Consider the following 22,006-nt stretch of genomic DNA (forward strand, 5'->3'; position numbering starts at 1 on the left):
TTTTGTTATCTTTTTGTAGTCTACATCTCGTTAACATATGTTAAAATGAAGAAAGAACAACATTATATGGAACGAAATACATAGGAGGTTCAACAACCCGAATGAAAAAGTGGAATGATCAATCATCAGAGGATCTTGAAGTCAGTCATCGTAAGCAGTTTTCGGTGCGTTTGAATATATTCTTTTTCTCTGTATTTGTTATTTTTAGTGTACTTATTGTACGTCTGGCTATTTTACAATTTGTAGAAGGCCCAACATTGAAAGAAAAAGAAGCATATGTTGCAAACGATATCACCCCAATTGTACCTACGCGTGGTAATATTTACGATGCGACAGGAACCAAAGTTGCTTATTCTCTTTCGATGCAATCATTATATTTTACACTAAGCAAAGATTATCGTTTGGCTAAAAACAAGCCAGAGTTGTACCAAATTATTGGTGATCTCAAGCGTGTATTTAATAAATACGGTGATCCTGATCGCAAAATGACAGCCGCAGAAATCGAAAAAGAGATGGATATTAAATATATTAAAAACTATGGCTTCACTCCACGCCGAATTAAAAAAGATTTGAGCAATAGTGAGATCGCTTATTTTCTGGAACACAAAGATCAATTTCAAGGGATAGAAGTAAGGGAAGAAAGTGTACGTGAATACAGTAAAGATCAATTAGCTGTACAGACCGTAGGTTATCTTAAAGCATTTTATGGTGTAAAAACTTCAATGAATAAATATAAAAATCGTGCTCGATTAACAGATGAAGGTTCTCGTTATATAGATACTGAATTAGTAGGTGTAGATGGTCTTGAGTATACGTATCAAGATGAACTTCGCGGAACCAATGGTGTGAAAAAAACACCAATCAATGCACTCAATCGTGTAAATGGACGTGCTACTTTAACACCACCAGTTAAAGGTAATAATCTATGGATGACCATTGATAAAAACCTACAATTAGTTGCTCAGCAGGCGATCACAGATCAACTTGCGTATTTACATTCATATAGTAGTGGGAATGCGTATGCACCTAATGCCCAAACAGGATATGCAGTAGCAATGGAAGTGGAAACAGGGAATGTTGTCGCTATAGCGAGTATGCCAGATTATGATTCAAATATCTGGGGAAATGCCCCTAGCCAAGACCAGATCAATGAAATTCTATCTCGCTCTGCCAACGGGACAATTCGAGAAGTATACCGTGGCAAAGGAGCTTCATCGATGGTCTTGATGGGTTCTGTTATCAAACCGTTAAGTGTATTAATTGGAATGGAAGAAGGACTATTTACACCTTATGCTGGTTACTCAGATCGTGGATATGCAGAGTTTGGTAAAGCAGGTCATGAGACTCGTGTACGTAATGCATTGGGAGAGGTTCTTAATTATTTAACACCTACCACTGCTATCCAAAAATCTTCTAATGCTTTTATGGTCGATATGGTTGGTAAGCGTATGTACAACAAACATGGTGCGAAATCAGTCAACGTTTGGGATAAATATATGAAAGAATTTGGACTAGGTGTGACTACGGGAAGTGGACTTCCTTATGAGAATGAAGGTCGTGGAGAGTATATGAATATTGAAGCTGCTGGTAGTACACAAGCAGCAATGGCGTATGCTTCTTTTGGACAGCAAGGACGTTATACAACATTGCAATTAGCGCAATATGCCACAACACTTGCGAATCGTGGTAAACGTCTCAAACCTCAATTTGTAAGTAAAATTACAGATGCCGAGGGTAATGTAGTCAAAAAAATTCAACCAGAAGTATTAAATACCGTAAACTTCCCGGATGAATACTGGAATACCGTTATTCAAGGGATGCGAAGTAAAGTTCCTGTATTTGAAAATTATCGTTATGATGTGGCTCGTAAAACAGGTACATCGCAGCAATCGATTTATGGCAAATTAGTCGATAACGGAGTATTTATTGCTTTTGCTCCTCGTAACAATCCGAAGTTGGCGATTGCGGTTATGATTCCAGAAGGTGGATTTGGTTCTCGAAGTGCAGCTCCAGTCGCTAAAAAAATCTTCGATGCGTATGATCAATACTATGGATTAGATGGAGTACCTAAAGGTAAAGCTGTTACAGAAGAAACGACAACAGAATAAACAGATTAATACATTTACAAAAGGTGGATATCTATGAATTTTAATAAAAGTCCTGCTCATGAAAATGAGCAGGACAAAAATCGGAAACAGTTTGCGATTCGGCTTAATATCTTTTTCTTTATAACGTTTATTGTATTTTCAATTATTGTGGTCAGATTAGCTATTATTCAATTTGTAGAAGGCCCTGAATTACGTAAAGTTGCTGAAGGAGATATTGTGAAAGAAGTTCCTCTTTTACCAACACGCGGAACCATTTATGATTCAAGTATGCAACCTATTGCGTACTCGGAACCAACACAATCATTATATTTAACATTAGACAAAGATTATAATCGATCAGATCGTACACAAGAAGCGAAGCAGTTAGCTAGAAAGCTACAAAAAATATTTGATCAATATGGTGATCCTAACACCAAAGCATTAACAACAGTTGATATTTTTAAAGCTATGGATACTACATATGCCAAAGCAAATGGATATACTCCAAGACGTATCAAAACAGGATTATCCAATAAAGAAATTGCTTATTTTCTAGAACGTAGAAATGAATTTAAAGGGATCGAAATTGTAGAAGAAAACATTAGGCACTATGATACAGATACAGTGGCTGTCCAGACTGTAGGGTATTTGCGACCATTTGTCTCCTCAATGAGTAGAAATAAATACAAAAATATTCAGCGTAATTCAAGTGAAGATCCTGCCATGAAATATTCGGCTATCGAAAATGTAGGTTTTGACGGATTGGAACTGTTATATCAAGATGAACTCAGAGGAAAAAGTGGTTATCGCAGAGTGCCAATCAATCCCAAAAATATGGCTTCTGGACCGACAGAGCTGATTCCACCTGTTAAAGGGTCTGATCTGGTATTAACAATCAATAAAGAGATACAAGTCGCTACTGAAAAAGCGATTACAGAGCATACAGCCAAAATACGTTATTCAGGCACACGCGGAGTTAGTGCTCCTAATGCTGTAACAGGATATGCAGTAGCCATGGAAATAGATACAGGTAAAGTGGTTACTATGGCAAGTATGCCTGATTATGATAGTAATATTTGGAGTAAAGATACACGTACTGAAAGTGAATGGAAAAATATAGAGCCTTACTATATGAATGGTGCTATTCGATCTGTCAATCGTCCAGGTGGTGGCGATCATCCTTCTTCGGTTGTTTTACTAGGGTCGACGATGAAGCCTTTATCTGTGTTAATTGGTTTAAATGAACAGTTATTCACACTTGGAGATCGTTATAATGATCATGGTATTACCACATTAGGAAAAGAAGGATATGGCACTAAAGTACGTAATGCAAGTAGCCGAGCTTATGGAACATTAAGTCCGATTGGTGCTATATCTCATTCATCCAATACATTTATGGTGGATATGGTTGGTAAACGACTATATCAGAAATATGAAGGTAAACCAGGTGTAGAAGTATGGGATAAATATATGGAGCAATTTGGATTAGGTGTATCTACTGAAAGTGGACTTGCCGCAGAATATATAGGATACAAAGAATATATACATGAGATGGAATCTGGTAGTGCTCAATCTGCGCTAGCCTATGCTTCTTTTGGACAGCAAGGGAAATATACTACTTTACAGTTAGCTCAATATACAGCGATGTTAGCGAATCGTGGAGAACGGTTGAAACCACAATTTGTGAATGAGATTCGAAATGCAGATGGGAAAGTAACAAAAAAATTCAAAAAAGAAGTGCTTAACAAAGTAGATTTGCCTTCTCAGTATTGGGATGCGGTTCAATCAGGAATGCAAAGTGAAGTGGATGCGTTCAAAGGATTTCCTTATGATTATCGTCGCAAAACAGGAACTTCGCAACAACGGATGGCTACAGGTAAAACGATTGAAAATGCGGTTTTTATCGCTTATGCGCCTGCACAAAATCCGAAGTTAGCAGTGGCAGTTGTTGTTCCTGAAGGTGGTTATGGTGCTCAGGGAGCAGCTCCTATTGCACGTCAGATTTTTGAAGCATATGATCAACAATATGGATTAGACGGTATTCCTAAAAAGAAACCGATTGTAGAGGCAAGTGGAGAAATAGATTCGCTAATTCGTTAAATAATAGGTCTTTATGATGAATCCAGCAAGGGGCAAAATAGCCTCTTGCTTTTTTTTGCGCTCTACTTTAAAATTTGCACAAGGGAAACATTATTTCCTAATATAAAAATATAGTCATATAAGAAAAATAATTGCTTCAATGTAAGATTTGGCGTTTAGATTATTGGTAGATAGTCATTGAGTATTTTGAAATGATAGGAGGATCATATATGTCAGTTCATCGTTCCAAATCATCATGGGCGCAAGCGTATTTAATTCATAAGCGCCATCGCAAATCAGGATTATCCTCTCCGTTATATCAACGCATTTTATACGGAATAAGTATCGCTGTAATTGTATTGATTCTCAGTGGATGTACCACGATTCAGGGAGCTGTTGATGATTCACCTTCTTTTGAAGAAGGAGGAAAATTACGAATTACAGCAACAACAGGGATGATTGCTGATGCGGCTCGTGAAGTAGGTGGAGAACATGTGACTGTAACAGGATTAATGGGTCCTGGTGTCGATCCTCATATGTACAAAGCTTCGCAAGGGGATATTCGTAAATTAGATGATGCTGATCTGGTGTTGTATAACGGATTACATTTAGAAGGTAGCATGACCAAGATTATGGAGAAAATGAGTAAATCTCGTCATGTGGTTGCTGTAGCTGAAAATATCGATCCTACACAGCTACGATACAGTGAAGATGGAGCAACCGAATATGATCCACATATCTGGTTCGATGTAAGCCTGTGGATGAATGTCACACAGACGATAGAAGCCGCACTGATTGAAGCTGATCCTGCACATGAAGCGGATTACCGTCAGAATGCCACTCAATACTTAGCAGCATTGAATACTTTGCATCAAGAAGTACAGACCAAAATAGCCAGTATTCCAGAATCTGGTCGAGTATTAATTACTGCTCATGATGCTTTCGGATATTACGGAGATGCTTACAATATCGAAGTAAAAGGATTACAAGGCATCAGTACAGCCGCAGAATACGGCTCTAAAGACGTAAGCGATCTACGTAATGAATTGGTAGAACGTGGGATCAAAGCGGTATTTGTAGAGTCTAGTGTGCCTTCTAGATCAATGGAAGCTATTATTGCAGGTGCTAGATCGATGGGGCATACCGTCCAAATTGGAGGAGAGTTATTCTCTGATGCGATGGGCGAGGCAGGTACAGAAGAAGGAACTTATATCGGAATGGTACGCCACAATACAGATACGATTGTAGAAGCGCTCAAATAATATAAATAATTAACACATTCAAACACTTTATTACACAAGGAGGTTTATGTATGACAAGTTCTGCTTTTACCAATATTCGTGTAACAGACAATGATTCTCAATCGTTACCTCTTCAGGTCTCAGGGCTTACAGTAGCTTATCATAAAAAGCCAGTTGTAGAGGACGTATCATTTTCGTTAGCACCGGGACGGCTTATTGGTCTGATTGGTCCCAATGGAGCCGGCAAATCGACATTACTAAAAGCATCATTAGGATTAGTTCCTTCAATCGCAGGTGATGTCAAAGTATACGGCAAAACATATCAACAAAACCGTAAAAAAATCGGCTATGTGCCACAACGTGAATCGGTAGATTGGGATTTTCCTACAAATGCTTTGGATGTTGTATTGATGGGCACATATGGACGATTAGGTTGGTTCCGTCGCCCTGGCAAAACTGAACGCGAAACAGCAATGGAATGTCTGCGCAAAGTAGGAATGGCAGATTATGCACAACGACAGATTAGCCAATTGTCTGGTGGACAACAACAACGTATTTTTTTAGCTAGAGCTTTAGCGCAACAAGCTCAATTGTATTTGATGGACGAGCCGTTTGCCGGAGTCGATGCTACAACAGAGAAAGCGATTATCTCATTGCTAGAACAACTCAAAGCAGAAGGTAAAACAGTTCTTGTTGTCCACCATGATCTATCGACAGTAGAATCCTATTTTGATGATGTATTGTTACTGAATCGTACTTTGATTGGTGCAGGTGCAGTGAAAGATATATTTAATGCTGACATGCTACAGCAGACATACGGTGGCAAAATGGCAGTGTTACAAGGTAAAGAAGGCATTGTGCTTGCAGGTAAGTAACTGCATATTCAATCAAGTGCTGAATAAAGAATAGCTGACTTTACCAATATGATGTAATTCATTTAACAAAATCAGATGGATAAAGAGAGTCTAACGATAAGCATCGGGGGTGAAGAGGACGTATGTTCAACACGATAGGAGCTTTGATACTTGATCCGAATGTACGCTGGATTATTGTAGGTTGTATCTTGTTAGGGTTAAGTAGTGGAGTGATTGGTTCCTTTATGGTTTTACGCAAACAAAGCTTGATTGGAGATGCGCTGGCTCATGCGGCATTACCCGGTATTTGTATTGCTTTTATGTTAAGTGGTGTGAAATCGACAGGTGGCTTTTTTATCGGTGCATTAGTTGCTGGTGTCATTGCTACATTCGGTATTCGCTGGATCACACAATATTCACGTATCAAGCAAGATGCAGCAATGGGCATTATTTTATCTTTCTTTTTCGGAGTAGGAGTGTTGTTACTAACTCATATTCAACATAGCGGAGATGGAGGGCAAAGCGGACTGGACAAGTACTTATTCGGACAAGCAGCATCCATGATGCAAAGTGATGTGTATGTTCTTGCAGGAATCAGTATATTGATGATTGTGATCTGCATTGCGTTATTTAGACTATTTAAATTGATCAGTTTCGATCCCGGATTTGCACGAGGAATGGGATTGCCGGTCGCTTTTTTGGAACAATTATTATTGCTTTTAACCGTTATTATCGTAGTCGCAGGGATTCAAGCGGTCGGTGTAGTCTTGATGTCTGCCTTATTAATTACACCTGCAATTGCTGCACGCTTTTGGACAGATCGTCTGCATATTATGGTCATACTATCAGGTATATTCGGAGCTCTTAGTGGTCTGATCGGAACGCTGTGGAGTGGCATGGTATCTCAATTGCCTACAGGTCCGGTGACTGTACTTGCTGCTACTGTATTTTTTGCGATCTCGGCATTAGGTGCTCCGCGTCGTGGATGGTTAGCCAAGCTCTGGTCACGTAAGCAGACCAAAGACCAATGGCATCGTCAAGGAGGAATCAGCCATGAGTAGTGATTTTTGGATCATATTAACAGCTTGTCTGATGTCAGCGGCGTGTGGACTGCTAGGTTGTTTTCTTATTTTGCGTAAAATGGCATTGATCGGTGATGCGATTAGTCACGCAGTATTGCCCGGCATTGCGATCGCTTTTCTACTCAGTGGAACACGAGATTCGTTAGCGATGATGATCGGTGCGACTGCTCTTGGATTGCTTGCTGTATTTCTGATTCAATGGTTGCAAAATTCAGGCATACAATCCGATGCGTCGATCGGTATTATTTTTACAGCGCTATTCGCGATCGGTGTTATTATTATCAGTCTGAATGCTCGCAATATTGATCTGGATCTCGATTGTGTATTGTTCGGCGAAATTGCTTATGTACAATGGGATACATGGACAGCCAACGGGATAGATATGGGACCACGTTCGGTCTGGATGTTAGGGTCAGCGTTGTTGATTATTTTATTGTTACTTGCTTTATTCTATAAACAATTCAAAATTTCAGCATTTGATCCTGCGATGGCTGTGGCTTGTGGGATTCCAGTGATGTTATTCCATTATTTATTAATGGGGATGGTATCGATGACTTCTGTGGCTTCTTTTGAAAGTGTAGGAGCGATACTGGTTGTCGGTATGTTGATTATTCCTGCTTCTACCGCTTATTTGCTTACAGATCGTCTGGGCAGAATGTTGATGTATAGCGTACTTACAGGAGTCGTTAGCTCTATTATTGGTTATTATACAGCATATGTGCTGAATGCTTCGATTGCAGGAAGTATTGTTACGGTAGCAGGTATATTGTTCGGATTTGCGTTTGTATTTTCTCCTAAGCATGGCATATTGCTTCGCCGCTTACGTCAACGACGTTCTAACGGAGCAGCTATCGCTGAATAAGAATTGTATAAGAACAATGTAGAACTATGCTTTCCAATAATTTTATGTATATAGAAAGTGAAGCAATATAATAGGTCTACACCTGAATGTAAACCATTTGCAAAACATCCTGTAATATTGCAGGGTGTTTTGATTATTTTTCACATGTAATTTACAAAAGCTTTTGTGACCGCTGTAATATCTATGTTAAAATGAGCCTGATATACCCTATGATAACTGACTGACTCCAGTAGATGGCATACACATCATCATAGAAATAGGAACAAAGAAAGGGACGGTACGACAAGATGACAACACGTAAATATAAGTTATTAGCTTTAGATATGGATGGAACATTATTAAATGATAATCACGAGATTACACTCGAAACGATTAAATGGATTAATAAAGCGATGGATGAAGGTATCCATGTGTGTCTATCTACAGGACGCGCAGCGCATAGTGCTATGCCGTATGCCGAGCAATTAGGCTTAGATACTCCAATGGTAACAGTAAACGGTAGTGAGGTCTGGAAAGCACCTCATGAGCTACACCGACGTACACTGGTCGATCCTGATTTGATTCGCCAAATGTATGAACTGGCTATTGAAAAAGATGTATGGTTCTGGGCTTATACCGTAAATGGACTGCACAATCGAGATAACTGGTTAGAACCAGGGACAGATCTTACAAGTATTGAATGGCTCAAATTCGGCTATAATACGGAAAACGATGAACTTCGTTACCAGATTCTGATGGCGTTACAAGATATGGGCGGACTTGAGATTTCCAACTCTTCTCCACATAACCTGGAGATCAATCCACTAGGTATTAACAAAGCAGCAGGTATTAACGAAGTATGCCAATTGCTGAATATTGATATGTCAGAAGTGGTTGCTGTAGGGGATAGCTTGAACGATCTAGCGGTTATTCAAGCGGTAGGTCTAGGCGTAGCGATGGGTAATGCACAAGAACCTGTAAAAGAATCAGCCGATCTAGTCGTAGGTTCTAATAATGATGATGGTATTGTCGAAGTCATTCGCGATTATATCCTTGTCTAAAAAAATTGTGCAACGCTTTACGCTTTCTTCGAGTATATATGTATAGAAAGATTACTGGGAGGAGTGAACCCTACCGATGGAAATTCTCGGTTGGAGCTTAGTCATTATTTTATTTATCGTCGGTATTGCAGGTGCTATCTATCCTGTATTGCCGGGCGCGTTAGCTATTTATTTTGGATTTTTCGTATACGGATGGTTTTTCTCATTCGCTGAATACAATGTATGGTTCTGGATTATTCAGACATTGATTGTGATTGTGCTATTTGTCGCCGATTACGTCGTCGGTGCGTACGGAACCAAAAAGTTCGGCGGAACCAAGCTCACCGTTATTTTATCGACGATCGGTTTGATTGTAGGGCCATTTGTGATTCCTGCTTTTGGTCTGATTTTAGGGCCATTGATCGGTGCGATTCTGGGTGAGTTGATTTCAGGGAAAGATTTTCAACAATCGCTCAAAGCTGCCTGGGGAACGATGCTTGGATTGTTTACGAGTATGATTGTGAAAATTATTTTGCAATTGGCGATGATTGCGATCTTTTTCCTTTGGATTTTTGTATTTTAAAAAATAACCCGCATTGCTTAGATGACTATAGGTTGTCTATAATAGAGGTTGTTGAAAAAGCCCAAGACCGGAAGGCATTTCAGCCTTCCGGTTTTTTGGTATGGTTGAGATCGGGCGTGAGAAAAGGGGAACCGTTTTGTCTAAAACAGAGTCATTTGTTAGAGGAACCGTCATTTTAGCTGCTGCTGCTTTAATTGCACGTGTGCTAGGTTTGGTACAACGTGTACCGTTAGAGCATATGTTAGGCGTAACAGGGAATGCATCGTTTACTGTAGCAAACAATTTGTATTTAATGTTATTAGCTGTAGCAACAGCAGGTATTCCAAGTACACTGAGTAAAATGGTATCTGAACGTTATGCACTAGGTAGACCTGCAGAAGCACAACGCATTTACTTTGCAGCGTTGTTATTTGCAGGTGTGATTGGTGTAATTATGACCGTAGGTTTGTATATTTTTGCACCATTTTTTGCGGTGTATAGCTCTAAAGTGCCTGAAGCGATTTTAGCTATTCGAGCTATCGCTCCATCATTATTATTGTTTCCGATGATTGCGATGATGCGCGGTTATTTTCAGGGACGTAACTTGATGATTGCGGGTGGTATCTCTCAAATTGTTGAGCAGATCGCACGTGTATTTACAGCTATTTTGTTAGCTTATATTATTTTGCAGTTAGGATATGGTGGTGTAGAAGCTTCTGCCGGTGCTTCTTTTGGTAGTGTGCTTGGTAGTATAGGTGCATTTGCAGTAATGATCTATTATGCTGTCAAAATGCGTAAACAAGATAAATTAGAAGGTATAGATGCTAAATCAGACAAAGATCATGCAGTCATTCCATTAACGCAAATTTATGGTGATATTTTTAAATTATCGATTCCTATCGTACTATCTTCATTAACGATTCCAGCCGTTTATTTTATCGATAGTATATTGGTCAAACCTTTATTGATTGGGCAATTAGGAGATGCGATGGCTACAAATGTGCTGGCGATTTTGGGAGCTAGAGCGCAAAGTGTAGCAGGTATTCCACCGATCTTAGCTATCGCACTCAGTCAATCGCTTATTCCTATTATTTCAGCAGCATTTGCTAGTCGCAAAATGGAACATTTGAAAAATCAAATTACATTAGCATTACGAATTTCTGTACTTACAGGTGTTCCAATTGTTTTGATTTTCAGTACCGCAGCATATTCAGTCAATGGATTATTATTTAGTACGCAAGAAGGTGCAGGTATTATTGCTGCTTTGACACTGGGTACGATTTTTCAGATTACGATGATGACGACCAATTCTATGTTAATCGGGATCAACAAAGCGAATTTATCGATGGTACATGTCATGATCGGTATTGTGGTCAAATTAGTTGCTAGTTTTGCGTTAGCTCCGTTTATTGGAATCTACGGTATTATTGCAGGAACAGCTTTATGTTTTATCACCATTACATGGATGAATATTCGTTCATTGCGCCAAATCGTAACTTTCTCTGTATTAGGCAACCGTTGGGTCGGATTTATTGTGACTGTGGTGGTATTAGGTGGAATTGGTCTACTGCTGAACCAGGTCGGCATTCTATTAACGGCTTATATGAATGAACGGGTTGCATTTTTTATCGGTTGTTGTATGGTAGGAATAGCGATATTATTGGTATATCCTGTTATGCTTGTTCTGCTAAGAGTCGTTCGAGCGAATGAACTGGATTCTTATCCAAAAGTATTGCGTAAAGTTTTCCGTCCATTGATGCGTCTACAAAAGAATTAGGAGGAATAGCATAATGCAATTGATTAATAGTAAAGAAGATTTCACTACCGTTACTCACTCTTCGCAATTAACTGTCGCTGTGTTCAAAGCAGATTGGTGTGGAGATTGCCGATATATTGATCCATTTATGCCTGAAGTAGAAAGTCAGTATGCAGATCGTCTAACGCTTGTAGAGGTAGATGTAGAAGCAACAGGCGATGTGAGTCAAGAACAGAACATCTTGGGTATCCCTAGCTTTGTAGCTTATGCGAACGGCAAAGAATTAGTACGTTTCGTCAACAAAGCGCGCAAATCTCGCGAAGAAATCGAGCAGTTTTTGGATCGCGCTGTTGCTGTCTATGAGACATTAGCTACATCAACAGCGGAATAAAAAGAATGTATAAATAAATGCTTACTAACCACCTTTTTTATAAAGGGTGGTTTTTTTACTATGTGAAATATCATTTGTTTGTCGACACGGTTCTGCCATAATACAAGGATTGATCATTTTTTGTCACAATCCAGTGGTTCCGTCTATTTTGCAATCAGGTATACTAAAGTAGAACATAAACATTGTGTAACTATCATATAAAATAGCGGGTGATTCTCTAAATGGCAAGAAAGTTCAGAATAACAACTACACATCTAAAATGGTTGAGCTTTGTCACCTGTGTTGTTATGTTTTTAGCAACCATGGGAGGACTTGTAGTAACCAAATCAGGTTCAGGACTCGGTTGCGGAAATGAATGGCCGTTATGTCATGGCCAATTTGTACCTGCGTATACGATTTCTTCATTGATTGAGTATTCGCATCGAGCTATTAGTGCTCTGGCAGGCTTAACAGCATTATTTTCTTTTATCGGATTTATCTTTTTTAATAAGCATCGTGAGCTTAAAGTATATGCATCGTTAACATTGCTATTTGTTTTGGTACAAGCCGTTATGGGTGCATTAGCAGTTGTATTTTCACAATCTGCTCCAATCATGGCACTACATTTCGGATTTGCAATGATCGCTTTTGCTAGTTCGTCGATGATGGCGCTTGGTGCAAGGCGGATGGATCAGCAAAAAGGTGATTTGCCAATTCCAGATGAACCACCGGTGAGTAAAGGAATGCGTAATCTAACATGGTTCGCAACTATCTACACATACATGGTGGTATATACAGGAGCCTTTGTCACACATACCGATTCTAGAGGTGGGTGTTCTGGCGTATTACTATGTAATGGTTCTATCTTACCTGAATTATCCGGTGGGGTAGCGGTAGCATTTTTCCATCGCGTAGCCGCTTATAGTCTGTTAATCGTTATTGCAGTGCTAGCACATTATGCCTACCGTCGTCATCCGTATAATCCAGGTATTCGTAAGCTTGGAGTGACTGCGATCGTATTTATCATCATGCAGATTCTAAGTGGTATGTTGAATATTGTAACAATGAAAATACCAGAGTGGTATTTCTTCTCCAGTATGTTGCATACGTTGTTGATTCAGATTTTGTTCGGTGTGTTATGTTATATGAGTGTGCGTGTATGGCAATTAAGTCGTGGTACACGTGGCAAATTAGGGCAAAATGTATAACCGTATGATCTATTTAGACAGCAATAAAAAGTGAATATACATCCAATAGATTACGTCAGATGAACAATTGATGAAAAATTTCTAATTTCCTTAGGAAATATTCATTTTTGCTTTGACAAAGAGTGTGAAGTTCACTATACTGAGAAAAGATTTTCATTTTCATTCGAATTTTTCATATTTTCTTATCGAGAGTGGTGGAGGGACTGGCCCGATGAAACCCGGCAACCGATTTTGGAATAGCTATTACGTAGTTTTCCAAAATGTCATGGTGCTAATTCCTTCAAAATGGCGTGTGCAATTGGTACATGGCGATTTTGGCAGATGAGAAGGAAGTATCTCTAATAATAGAGAACCCTTTTCTGCGAAAGGGTTCTTTTTTTGTATAAAGAAGAGAGAAGTGAATACCGACATATATGATAGCGAGAATATATCCGACTTATTCGATGGTTTATATATGATTAATGTAATATGAATGCAGGAATGAAGAAGTACAAGGAAGGAGCACCTATCTGTGATTGAATTAAAAAGTATTACTAAAACGTATGGTAAAGGGAAAAATCTAAGCCCTGCGTTAAGCGGTATAGATTTGAAAATAGACAAAGGCGAGATTTTCGGCGTTATCGGTCACTCCGGTGCAGGTAAAAGTACATTGATTCGATGTATTAATTTACTAGAACGTCCAACCTCTGGTGAAGTCTGGATCGATGGTGTGGAAATGACCAAGCTGAACAAAGCGCGCTTACAAGCAAGACGACGCAAAATAGGTATGATTTTTCAACACTTCAATCTATTATCTTCAGCGACAGTATATGAGAATATCGCTTTTCCTTTGCGCTTAGTCAAAACACCGGAACGCAACATCAAAGAAAAAGTGAAAGAATTGCTCGCTCTAGTTGGACTGGAACAACATGCCAATAAATATCCTGCTCAATTATCAGGTGGACAAAAGCAGCGTGTCGGTATTGCTCGGTCACTAGCTAGCGACCCTGATGTATTGCTTTGTGATGAAGCGACATCTGCTCTTGATCCTCAGACTACAAATTCGATTTTAAAATTGCTGGTCGATATCAATGAGCGCTTTAATTTAACAATCATCTTAATCACTCATGAAATGCATGTCATTCAGAGCATTTGTGATAAAGTAGCTGTTATTCATCGGGGCGGTATTGTAGAACAAGGGCCTGTAACAAATGTCTTTTTGAAGCCACAGCATGAAGTGACACGTGATTTTATTTTAAATGAGTCTAATAATGCTGAATTACTAATTACTTCGTGGACAGCACCAAATGTTCCTAATTCATTGACTGTCAAAGTGTCTTTCTTGGGAGATAAAACGTATGAATCGATCCTTTCGCAAACGGTACGTCAAACTGGAGTCGATTTTGCTATTTTGCAAGGAACGATTTCAACGTTAAAAAATGTACCTTATGGACAGTTGATTGTTCGCTTTGAAGGAACAGAAGGAGACATTAAGCGTACACTCGATGGATTGACCGCTGAAGGTCTCGATGTGGAGGTGATCAACTGATGGGTGAATTGGATTTCTCACAAATTGATTGGAATGAATTTGGTACAGCGACCTTAGATACACTCAAAATGGTAGGCGCTTCTGGATTATTTACATTAATTCTAGGATTGCCATTAGGCATTTTGTTATTTATTACAGGGCGTTCTACTGTAGCATGGGTGCGTTATTTCTATGCAGTCATCGCGTTTATCGTTAATATTTTGCGTTCGGTTCCATTTATTATACTGATTGTGGCGATCTTACCATTAACGCAAATTCTAGTAGGAACAACGATTGGTGTACTTGGAACGATCCCACCATTAGTTATTGCTGCCGCACCGTTTTTTGCTAGATTGGTCGAAACTGCACTTCGTGAAGTCGATCGTGGTGTGATTGAAGCAGCGAATGCGATGGGAGCTTCGTTGTGGCAGATTATAACGCGCGTACTTGTACGTGAAGCAATGCCAGGGCTATTAGCAGGGTTAACCGTTACTGTTGTTGCGCTAGTCTCTAATACAGCGATGGCAGGGATGATTGGTGCAGGAGGACTTGGAACACTTGCAATCAACTATGGTTATTATCGCTATGATACAGCGATTATGCTAGTGGCTGTAGTCATTATGGTTATTATTGTTCAAATTCTACAAATGCTTGGTGATCGTCTAGTGGTTCATTTTTCTAGAAGATAATCGGTAATACAAAAGAGATTGAACACAGAGTAGTTATTCTGCTGAATATTTATATGATAATAGATAATCACGAATATTCAGCATTTGTATCATATACGTATACCAATCCAAAACCAATAAAGGGGTAAAGAAGATGAAAAAATGGACTTTGATTTTGCTAAGTATTATGTTGGTTGCTATCGTATCTGCTTGCGGTAACAAAGCAGCAGACAACACAGCAGCAACAGGAACAACAGAAGGCGGAGCAGAAACCGTAACGTTGAAAGTAGGCGCAACAGCTGTACCTCACGCTGAAATCTTAAAACATATTCAACCTGCACTTGCTAAAGAAGGCGTAAATTTACAAGTTGTCGAATTTACAGATTATATTCAACCTAACGTTCAATTGAACGGCAAACAGTTAGATGCAAACTACTTCCAAACATTGCCTTACCTTGAAGAGCAAAACAAATCTCGTGGTATGACTTTAAAAGCTGTACAACCTGTACACATCGAGCCTTTCGGTGCATATTCTACAAAATATAAATCAATCGATGAGTTACCAGACGGTGCAAATATTGCGATTCCAAACGAAGTATCTAACGGAGCACGCGCTTTGATTTTGCTTGCTAACAATGGATTGATTGAATTGAAAGACAAAACAAATATTACTTCTTCTGTAAAAGATATTACAGCTAATCCTAAAAACTTTAAATTTACACCGATGGATGCAGCTTTTATCACTAGACAATTGGGTCAAGTAGATATGGGTATGATCAACATGAACTATGTATTAGAAGCTAAAATCGATCCTAAATCGGCATTGTTGACTGAAACAAGTAGCGCACCATATGCTAACTATTTAGTTACTCGTGAAGACAACCAAAATGATGCAGCTATCGAAAAATTGAAAAAAGCTTTAACATCTGATGATGTTAAAAAATTCATTGAAGATACGTACAATGGTGCTGTAATCCCAGCATTTTAATTAAAATATACAAATAAAAATAAGGTTATAGCTAAAGTTATGATTTGTGATCAAATACAAATGATAACGGGCTATAACCTTATTTTTTTATCTAGTATTTCGCTGATCGATGGATCGATCGTTACATCCTAATCATTTACAACACTTGCTTGTACTTTTAATTTTCCTGTAGATCCATCGGTAGTTACCGCAAAGATATTCCACAGCCCCCACGAAGCTTGTCTATATACATCATATAAAGGTAAATTCCATTGTTGTTGCTGACCAGGTGCTAAGCTAGATTTCATAAGATTTCTGGTATCATCAGGAAAGTTAATTTCGTAATCGATTGTTTGCTTGCCTGTATTTTTTAAGATCAATTTTATATCTACATGATTTTGATATGTAAAAGGAATATTAGCTTGACCTCCAGAGAGTATAAATGTCTGTTGTGGTAACCCTTTAACTTTTGAAGTAAAACGGGTCTGTTGATAGGTTACTAGGTTGTCTATCTGTGTGTGCGTTAGAGTAGAACGATTCACAGAATGGTGTAACACATGATGGCTAGTTGCGGTATCTGCAAATACAGAACTAGAAGTAGCTAACGATATAGATAAAACTAAAGGTACATATAATAACTTTTTGAGGCTTTTCATTATTAAAGTTTCCTTTCTGTTTAGCTAGACCATGTAATGATTATAACGTGTTATGTAAGCTCCTTTTTTGATATACACCGATGTTATTTGGCTTTATGATGCCATTAAAATAGGAGGATAAATGATCAAACATTATATAAAATATGCAAACTATTTACTGATGAACCAATGGAGTAAAATTCGCCTGAGTTACATCTACAAGATCCTGTGGAGCGAGTTCTACTTGCATCCCAATTTTGCCTGCGCTGACAATCATCGTTTCTAAGATCATAGCTTCTTCATCAATAAAAGTAGGATACAATTTCTTCATTCCGATAGGAGAACAGCCCCCTCGAATATAACCTGTCCATTTCTGCAATTCATTCACAGGTAGCATATCCAATTTTTTTTCACCTGCTGCTTTAGCTGCTTTTTTTAGATCTAATTCTGCTCCTACTGGAATCACAAAAATAAACAAGTTATGTTTGTTTTGCGTGACCAATGTTTTAAATACCATTTCAGGTGGTTTATTAATTTTGGCGGCAACTGCATTACCATGAATTTTGCCGTCTTTATTATCGTATTCAATAATCTCGTATGCAATATTTTCTTTGTCTAAAATACGCATTGCATTTGTTTTGCTAGTACTCATTGAATGTACCTCCTTATCCAAAAAAAGCGTAATACATCTATTATAAACTATCTTTTCGTCATTCGTAGTCCTATATACGGTGTTGTTTGGTGATCCTTTTGACATCTATAGGTTAAGGTCTGTACACTAGATAAGAATAAGTATCATCCAAAAGCTACAATACAAACGTATTATATGATAGAAGCGCAATATAGTAGAAGATATGCGATAGCATTGTCTAGAGGAGGAACTTTTTTGGATCGGAAAATTGCCCTGATTACAGGCAGTGCCAAAGGATTAGGAAAAATGACGGCGCTTACGCTAGCGAGTCAAGGCTGTGATATTGCTTTAAATTATATGAATAGTCATGAAGAGGCTGTGCATCTACAATCTCGCATTGAAAATATGGGCGTACGCTGTATTGCTGTACAAGCAGATATCTCTATCGAAGAAGACATAGACCAGCTTGTAGACGAAGTAGAACAACAATTAGGCGGTATTGATATTCTTGTCAATAATGCAGGCCCTTTTATCCGGGAACGCCGTTTATTCGCTGATTATGAGCGGACAGAGATTATGTCGTTAATGCAAGGCAATCTTATTGGAGCGATGTTATTAGATCATCGTGTATTACCTCATATGCGTCAGCAGAAATGGGGACGGATTATTCATTTTGGGTTTGGACATGCTGCTGAATCCAGATCATGGCCTCAGCGTGCTGTCTATGCCGCCGCCAAAGTAGGATTAGTTTCTTTTACCAAAACGTTAGCTGTAGAAGAAGCTGAAAATGCGATTACGATTAATATGATCTGTCCCGGAGATATTCGTGGAGATAACAAAGAAAAGCGGATCGCCGATGTACTTCATCTAAGCGATGATGAAACACCAAGAGGTCGTCCTGGAAGTGGAGAAGATATTGCACGTGTGATCTCGTATCTATGCCATTCGGATTCTGATTTCATTACAGGCAATATTATGGATATTTCCGGTGGACTTGATCCGATTCGCCCTTATATCAAAGGGTAAACAGTTGTAATATTAGCCAAAAACAACCAAAAAAGCGTCCTGTTCCCCGAAGGAAACAAGACGCTTTTTGTTATGCCACGAAGGCAATCTATGATTACCTCTGTATAGAAAAGTCTGAATTAGAATACTTGGACAACCTCTTCCACACCTTCAACTTCTTCGAAAAGGGCGCGTTCGATACCCGCTTTAAGCGTGATTGTTGAACTTGGGCAACTACCACAAGCTCCCATCAACTTAAGCTTAACGATACCATCCTCAACGTCTACCAATTCAACGTCGCCGCCATCGCGTTGCAAGAATGGACGCAATTTGTCCAGAACTTCCAATACTTCATCGTACATTTCTACTTGTACACTTTCACTCATATTGTTCAACTCCTTTCGTAACTATATTATAGTATAAATACACCAAAATTTCAGCATTTACGCAATGATTTTTATACTCATTTCAAATTTCTTTATGAAAATGACAATATAAGCGTATATTTAGACACATTTTATAGTATGATGTTCAAGGTAACAACGATTGGAGGAATACAACCATGAGACCGATTATTGAGTTTTGCCAGAGCAATATGCATACAGGTACAGATCAGGTAATGAGGAAATTAGAAGCAGAACCTGACTATGATATTATAGAATACGGCTGTTTAGGTAACTGTGGCCAATGTTATGCCATGCCATATGCTCTAGTAAACGGAGAAATTGTCGCATCAGAAGATGCTGACACATTATATACATTAATTTTGGAAAAGATTAATGAAGCTGATGCTTGGGCTGATCTCGATTTAGATTGAGATCAGCTTTTTTCTATGCAATCAGCAACAACACCATGCTAAATATCACTATACAGTCGGGATGAAGTAAAAAGTCATCCTAGCCGAAATGATGTTTGGACATCCAGAGCACGCCACTTTTTAGAAGGCGAGGCACTTTACCGGTAACAGAACTTTTGCCACCGAATCCAAATCCTGTACCGAATCCGGATTTTTTACCTAGAGCACCCAGTGTACCTTTTAATTTCAATGGATGTACTTTTGGTTGTTCACCTTTCCAACCTGCGACGATTACATTAGCAATCTGTTCTGCTTGAGCTTCAGCTGCCTGTGCACTAGCTGCGAAAGGAAGAGAAGCACAATCTCCGCATACGAATACTTCAGGACGACCTGGAATCCGGTAAAATTCATCCAAAATTACACGTCCAGAGTTATCTTGGTTGACATTCAATTCATCGATCAATGGAACAGGACGAATACCTGCTGTCCAGACTGTTACATCCGCAGTAATACGCTCGGATTCACCGTTGTAGACACAAGTCCCTTCAACACGACTAATATTGATATGATTGCGAACTTCTACATTATGCTCGCGGAACCATTCTTCTACGTATTTAGATAGACGTGGAGGAGAGGAAGACAATAGACGCTCACCACGATCCAGAATACGCACATTTAGATCTTCACGACTTTCGCGAATCTCTGCTGCAATTTCTATTCCGCTTAATCCTCCACCTACGATATTCACAGTAGCTTGAGGTGGTAAATTATTAATTTTTAAGTACGTATCACGAGTAGCTGTGAACGATTGAATCGTACTGGTATATTCAGCAGCACCAGGGACACCGTGGAAATTATCGGTACAACCTAAAGCGATCACCATTTGATCATAAGTCAGCGGTTCGCCATCTTCAAATGAAATGACTTTATCTTCTAAATTAATCCCTGTTACATCACCATAACGAGTAGTGATTTTGGCATGTGTAGGGAATTTTACTCGTAATTCAAGATCAGAAGCAGTACCTGCTGCCAAAGCATAATATTCTGTTTTAAGCCCCTGGAAAGGCATACGGTCTACTAAAATAATTTGTGTGTCTGCTGGAATCTTGTGATCTAATAATTCGTGGGCTAGTGTAACTCCACCGTAACCTGCACCGAGTATAACTAAACTTTTCATGATATCTTCTCCTTCTGGTAGATAATAAATAGATGAGAATCGTACATGATCCCCGTAGTCATAATGATTTCAAAAATCATAAACATAGAGGCAAGTCATCCGGCGCAGAGAAGGCAAAGCGGTGAGCCGGGTGATGCCTTTTTTGCCCTAAAAGCCACATATTGCCAGCTTCAAGGCGTATAAACGGGCTTTACTTCTAAGATACAGCGATAGGATATATAGTAAGTATCCACTGTATGATTAAGTAAAGCCCGGGGTATGATGAAATGTTGAATAGACGTAAAGACTATTCGTATACTTGAATTTCGTTGTAGAAAGTATCACGTTCTACAGGAATACGTCCTGCACCTTTGATAAGCCAGATCAACTCTTTACGAGTTAGACCTTCTGGAGTCAAAGCACCTGCTGCATGACTGATACGTTCTTTGATAATGGTACCGTGAGCATCGGAAGCACCGAAAGTCAAAGCCATTTGTGTTAACTGAGTACCAATGTTGATGAAATATGCCTTGATATGATCGATATTGTCAAGCATCAGACGGCTGATCGCGATTGTTTTCAAATCTTCATAAGCCGAGTTACGACGCATAATACTTGCATTTTTACTTTTCGGTTGCATAGACAATGGAATAAAGACCAAGAATCCATTCGTTTCGTCTTGCAACTCACGAATTTGTACCATATGACGAATACGATCTTCATAGCTTTCTATCGAACCGTATAACATCGTTGTGTGTGTACGCATACCCATATTGTGAGCGGTGCGATGCACTTCTAGATAACGATCAACATTTGCTTTGTCGACACGCATTTTTTTGCGATATTCGTCAGATAGAATCTCTGCGCCACCACCGGTTAACGATTGCAAACCTGCTTCACGTAATTTGGTGAGGACTTGTTCAATATTCAATCCACTAATACGTGTGAAGAAATCAATTTCAGCCGCAGTGTATGCTTTCAGTACTACATCTGGAAAAGCTTCTTTGAGCGCTTGAAGAGAATCAACATAATATTGGAAAGGTACATTGTTGTTATGACCTCCAACAATATGGAATTCACGAACGCCAGGATGGTAATGTTGTTGAACATAATCAACCATTTCCTGACCACTTAGTGTATAAGAACCTTCTTCGCCTTCATCCTTACGGAAGTTACAAAATGCGCAATGAGCTTCACATACATTGGTAAAATATAGACTCATATTTTCGATAAAATAAACCTTTTTACCATTTTTACGTAAGTTTGCTTCATTTGCCATTTGTCCGATGGTTAGAATATCGTCACTCTCATATAGATATACCCCATCTTCAATAGATAAACGCTCACCAGTACGGACTTTGTGGAAAATTTCTGCCATACGAGTATCGGTTTGCGGTGTAATAATAGTAGACATGCTAGGTTCCTCCTGTTCTCCTTAAAACTTCTGTCTATCTTCTGTGATGTCCGAATCTTGTAAGACGCTCTTGTCATTGTCTTACACCAATAAGGAGTCAATGAATA

General features: G+C 39.0%; 21 protein-coding genes and 1 riboswitch. Of the genes, 16 read left to right on the forward strand and 5 right to left on the reverse strand.

Going from position 1 to position 22,006, the window contains the following annotated elements:
• The first annotated feature begins 101 nt into the window (after positions 1 to 101).
• The 14 genes from PQ460_RS04890 to PQ460_RS04955 all read left to right on the forward strand — a co-directional run bounded on the left by PQ460_RS04890 (position 102) and on the right by PQ460_RS04955 (position 16,283).
• Positions 102 to 2,108, forward strand: coding sequence for a peptidoglycan D,D-transpeptidase FtsI family protein (locus PQ460_RS04890; protein ID WP_274171920.1), 2,007 nt, complete (start codon positions 102 to 104; stop codon positions 2,106 to 2,108).
• Between the two features lie 33 nt (positions 2,109 to 2,141).
• Positions 2,142 to 4,187 (forward strand): peptidoglycan D,D-transpeptidase FtsI family protein, encoded by a 2,046-nt coding sequence (locus tag PQ460_RS04895; protein ID WP_274171921.1) that lies wholly within the window; start codon positions 2,142 to 2,144, stop codon positions 4,185 to 4,187.
• 209 nt (positions 4,188 to 4,396) lie between these two features.
• Entirely contained in the window at positions 4,397 to 5,428 is a 1,032-nt protein-coding gene (locus PQ460_RS04900) for a metal ABC transporter solute-binding protein, Zn/Mn family (RefSeq protein ID WP_274171922.1), read from the forward strand.
• Positions 5,429 to 5,478: 50 nt separating this feature from the next.
• Positions 5,479 to 6,282, forward strand: coding sequence for a metal ABC transporter ATP-binding protein (locus tag PQ460_RS04905; protein WP_274171923.1), 804 nt, complete (start codon positions 5,479 to 5,481; stop codon positions 6,280 to 6,282).
• A 122-nt stretch (positions 6,283 to 6,404) separates the two neighbouring features.
• Positions 6,405 to 7,322, forward strand: coding sequence for a metal ABC transporter permease (locus PQ460_RS04910; RefSeq protein WP_274171924.1), 918 nt, complete (start codon positions 6,405 to 6,407; stop codon positions 7,320 to 7,322).
• A complete protein-coding gene (locus PQ460_RS04915) occupies positions 7,315 to 8,205 on the forward strand; it encodes a metal ABC transporter permease (RefSeq protein WP_274171925.1) in 891 nt (296 codons plus the stop codon). Before PQ460_RS04910 ends, PQ460_RS04915 begins: the two co-directional genes overlap by 8 nt.
• A 287-nt stretch (positions 8,206 to 8,492) precedes the next feature.
• A complete protein-coding gene (locus PQ460_RS04920; RefSeq protein WP_273613516.1) occupies positions 8,493 to 9,245 on the forward strand; it encodes a Cof-type HAD-IIB family hydrolase in 753 nt (250 codons plus the stop codon).
• 76 nt (positions 9,246 to 9,321) lie between these two features.
• A complete protein-coding gene (locus PQ460_RS04925) occupies positions 9,322 to 9,807 on the forward strand; it encodes a DUF456 domain-containing protein (protein WP_273613515.1) in 486 nt (161 codons plus the stop codon).
• Positions 9,808 to 9,943: 136 nt separating this feature from the next.
• Complete coding sequence (locus PQ460_RS04930; protein ID WP_274171926.1) at positions 9,944 to 11,563, forward strand: putative polysaccharide biosynthesis protein; 1,620 nt, start codon at positions 9,944 to 9,946, stop codon at positions 11,561 to 11,563.
• A 13-nt stretch (positions 11,564 to 11,576) separates the two neighbouring features.
• Positions 11,577 to 11,933, forward strand: coding sequence for a thioredoxin family protein (locus PQ460_RS04935; RefSeq protein WP_273613513.1), 357 nt, complete (start codon positions 11,577 to 11,579; stop codon positions 11,931 to 11,933).
• A gap of 221 nt (positions 11,934 to 12,154) precedes the next feature.
• Positions 12,155 to 13,120: a COX15/CtaA family protein gene (locus tag PQ460_RS04940; protein ID WP_273613511.1), complete on the forward strand. Its 966-nt coding sequence runs from the start codon at positions 12,155 to 12,157 to the stop codon at positions 13,118 to 13,120.
• A gap of 179 nt (positions 13,121 to 13,299) precedes the next feature.
• Positions 13,300 to 13,448, forward strand: a riboswitch (SAM riboswitch).
• Between the two features lie 183 nt (positions 13,449 to 13,631).
• Entirely contained in the window at positions 13,632 to 14,648 is a 1,017-nt protein-coding gene (locus tag PQ460_RS04945; protein ID WP_273613510.1) for a methionine ABC transporter ATP-binding protein, read from the forward strand.
• Complete coding sequence (locus tag PQ460_RS04950) at positions 14,648 to 15,316, forward strand: methionine ABC transporter permease (protein WP_204826828.1); 669 nt, start codon at positions 14,648 to 14,650, stop codon at positions 15,314 to 15,316. Before PQ460_RS04945 ends, PQ460_RS04950 begins: the two co-directional genes overlap by 1 nt.
• Positions 15,317 to 15,449: 133 nt before the next feature.
• Complete coding sequence (locus PQ460_RS04955; protein ID WP_273613509.1) at positions 15,450 to 16,283, forward strand: MetQ/NlpA family ABC transporter substrate-binding protein; 834 nt, start codon at positions 15,450 to 15,452, stop codon at positions 16,281 to 16,283.
• 128 nt (positions 16,284 to 16,411) lie between these two features.
• Here the strand turns inward: PQ460_RS04955 and PQ460_RS04960 are convergent, their stop codons facing one another.
• The gene (locus PQ460_RS04960; protein WP_274171927.1) at positions 16,412 to 16,918 is read right to left on the reverse strand and encodes a hypothetical protein; all 507 of its coding nucleotides are present in this window, start codon (positions 16,916 to 16,918) and stop codon (positions 16,412 to 16,414) included.
• A gap of 154 nt (positions 16,919 to 17,072) precedes the next feature.
• Positions 17,073 to 17,549, reverse strand: a complete 477-nt coding sequence (gene ybaK / locus PQ460_RS04965) for a Cys-tRNA(Pro) deacylase (protein ID WP_274171928.1) — start codon at positions 17,547 to 17,549, stop codon at positions 17,073 to 17,075.
• Positions 17,550 to 17,783: 234 nt separating this feature from the next.
• Here ybaK and PQ460_RS04970 point away from each other — a divergent pair, with 234 nt between their 5' ends.
• Positions 17,784 to 18,554, forward strand: a complete 771-nt coding sequence (locus PQ460_RS04970) for an SDR family oxidoreductase (RefSeq protein WP_274171929.1) — start codon at positions 17,784 to 17,786, stop codon at positions 18,552 to 18,554.
• A gap of 119 nt (positions 18,555 to 18,673) precedes the next feature.
• On the opposite strand, the gene PQ460_RS04975 is transcribed toward PQ460_RS04970, so the two are convergent.
• On the reverse strand, positions 18,674 to 18,919 hold the full coding sequence (locus tag PQ460_RS04975) for a NifU family protein (protein WP_273613505.1): 246 nt from the start codon (positions 18,917 to 18,919) through the stop codon (positions 18,674 to 18,676).
• Positions 18,920 to 19,095: 176 nt separating this feature from the next.
• Between PQ460_RS04975 and PQ460_RS04980 the strand changes: the two genes are divergently transcribed.
• Positions 19,096 to 19,350: a YuzB family protein gene (locus tag PQ460_RS04980; protein ID WP_274171930.1), complete on the forward strand. Its 255-nt coding sequence runs from the start codon at positions 19,096 to 19,098 to the stop codon at positions 19,348 to 19,350.
• Positions 19,351 to 19,429: 79 nt separating this feature from the next.
• On the opposite strand, the gene PQ460_RS04985 is transcribed toward PQ460_RS04980, so the two are convergent.
• Together PQ460_RS04985 and mqnE are read right to left on the reverse strand one after the other, a co-directional pair.
• Positions 19,430 to 20,506, reverse strand: a complete 1,077-nt coding sequence (locus PQ460_RS04985; RefSeq protein WP_273613503.1) for an NAD(P)/FAD-dependent oxidoreductase — start codon at positions 20,504 to 20,506, stop codon at positions 19,430 to 19,432.
• A gap of 286 nt (positions 20,507 to 20,792) precedes the next feature.
• Complete coding sequence (gene mqnE / locus PQ460_RS04990) at positions 20,793 to 21,899, reverse strand: aminofutalosine synthase MqnE (protein ID WP_273613502.1); 1,107 nt, start codon at positions 21,897 to 21,899, stop codon at positions 20,793 to 20,795.
• Positions 21,900 to 22,006: the final 107 nt, after the last annotated feature.

This window comes from Paenibacillus sp. KACC 21273 (genome assembly GCF_028736095.1).
Taxonomy (GTDB): Bacteria; Bacillota; Bacilli; order Paenibacillales; family Paenibacillaceae; genus Saccharibacillus; species Saccharibacillus kyungheensis.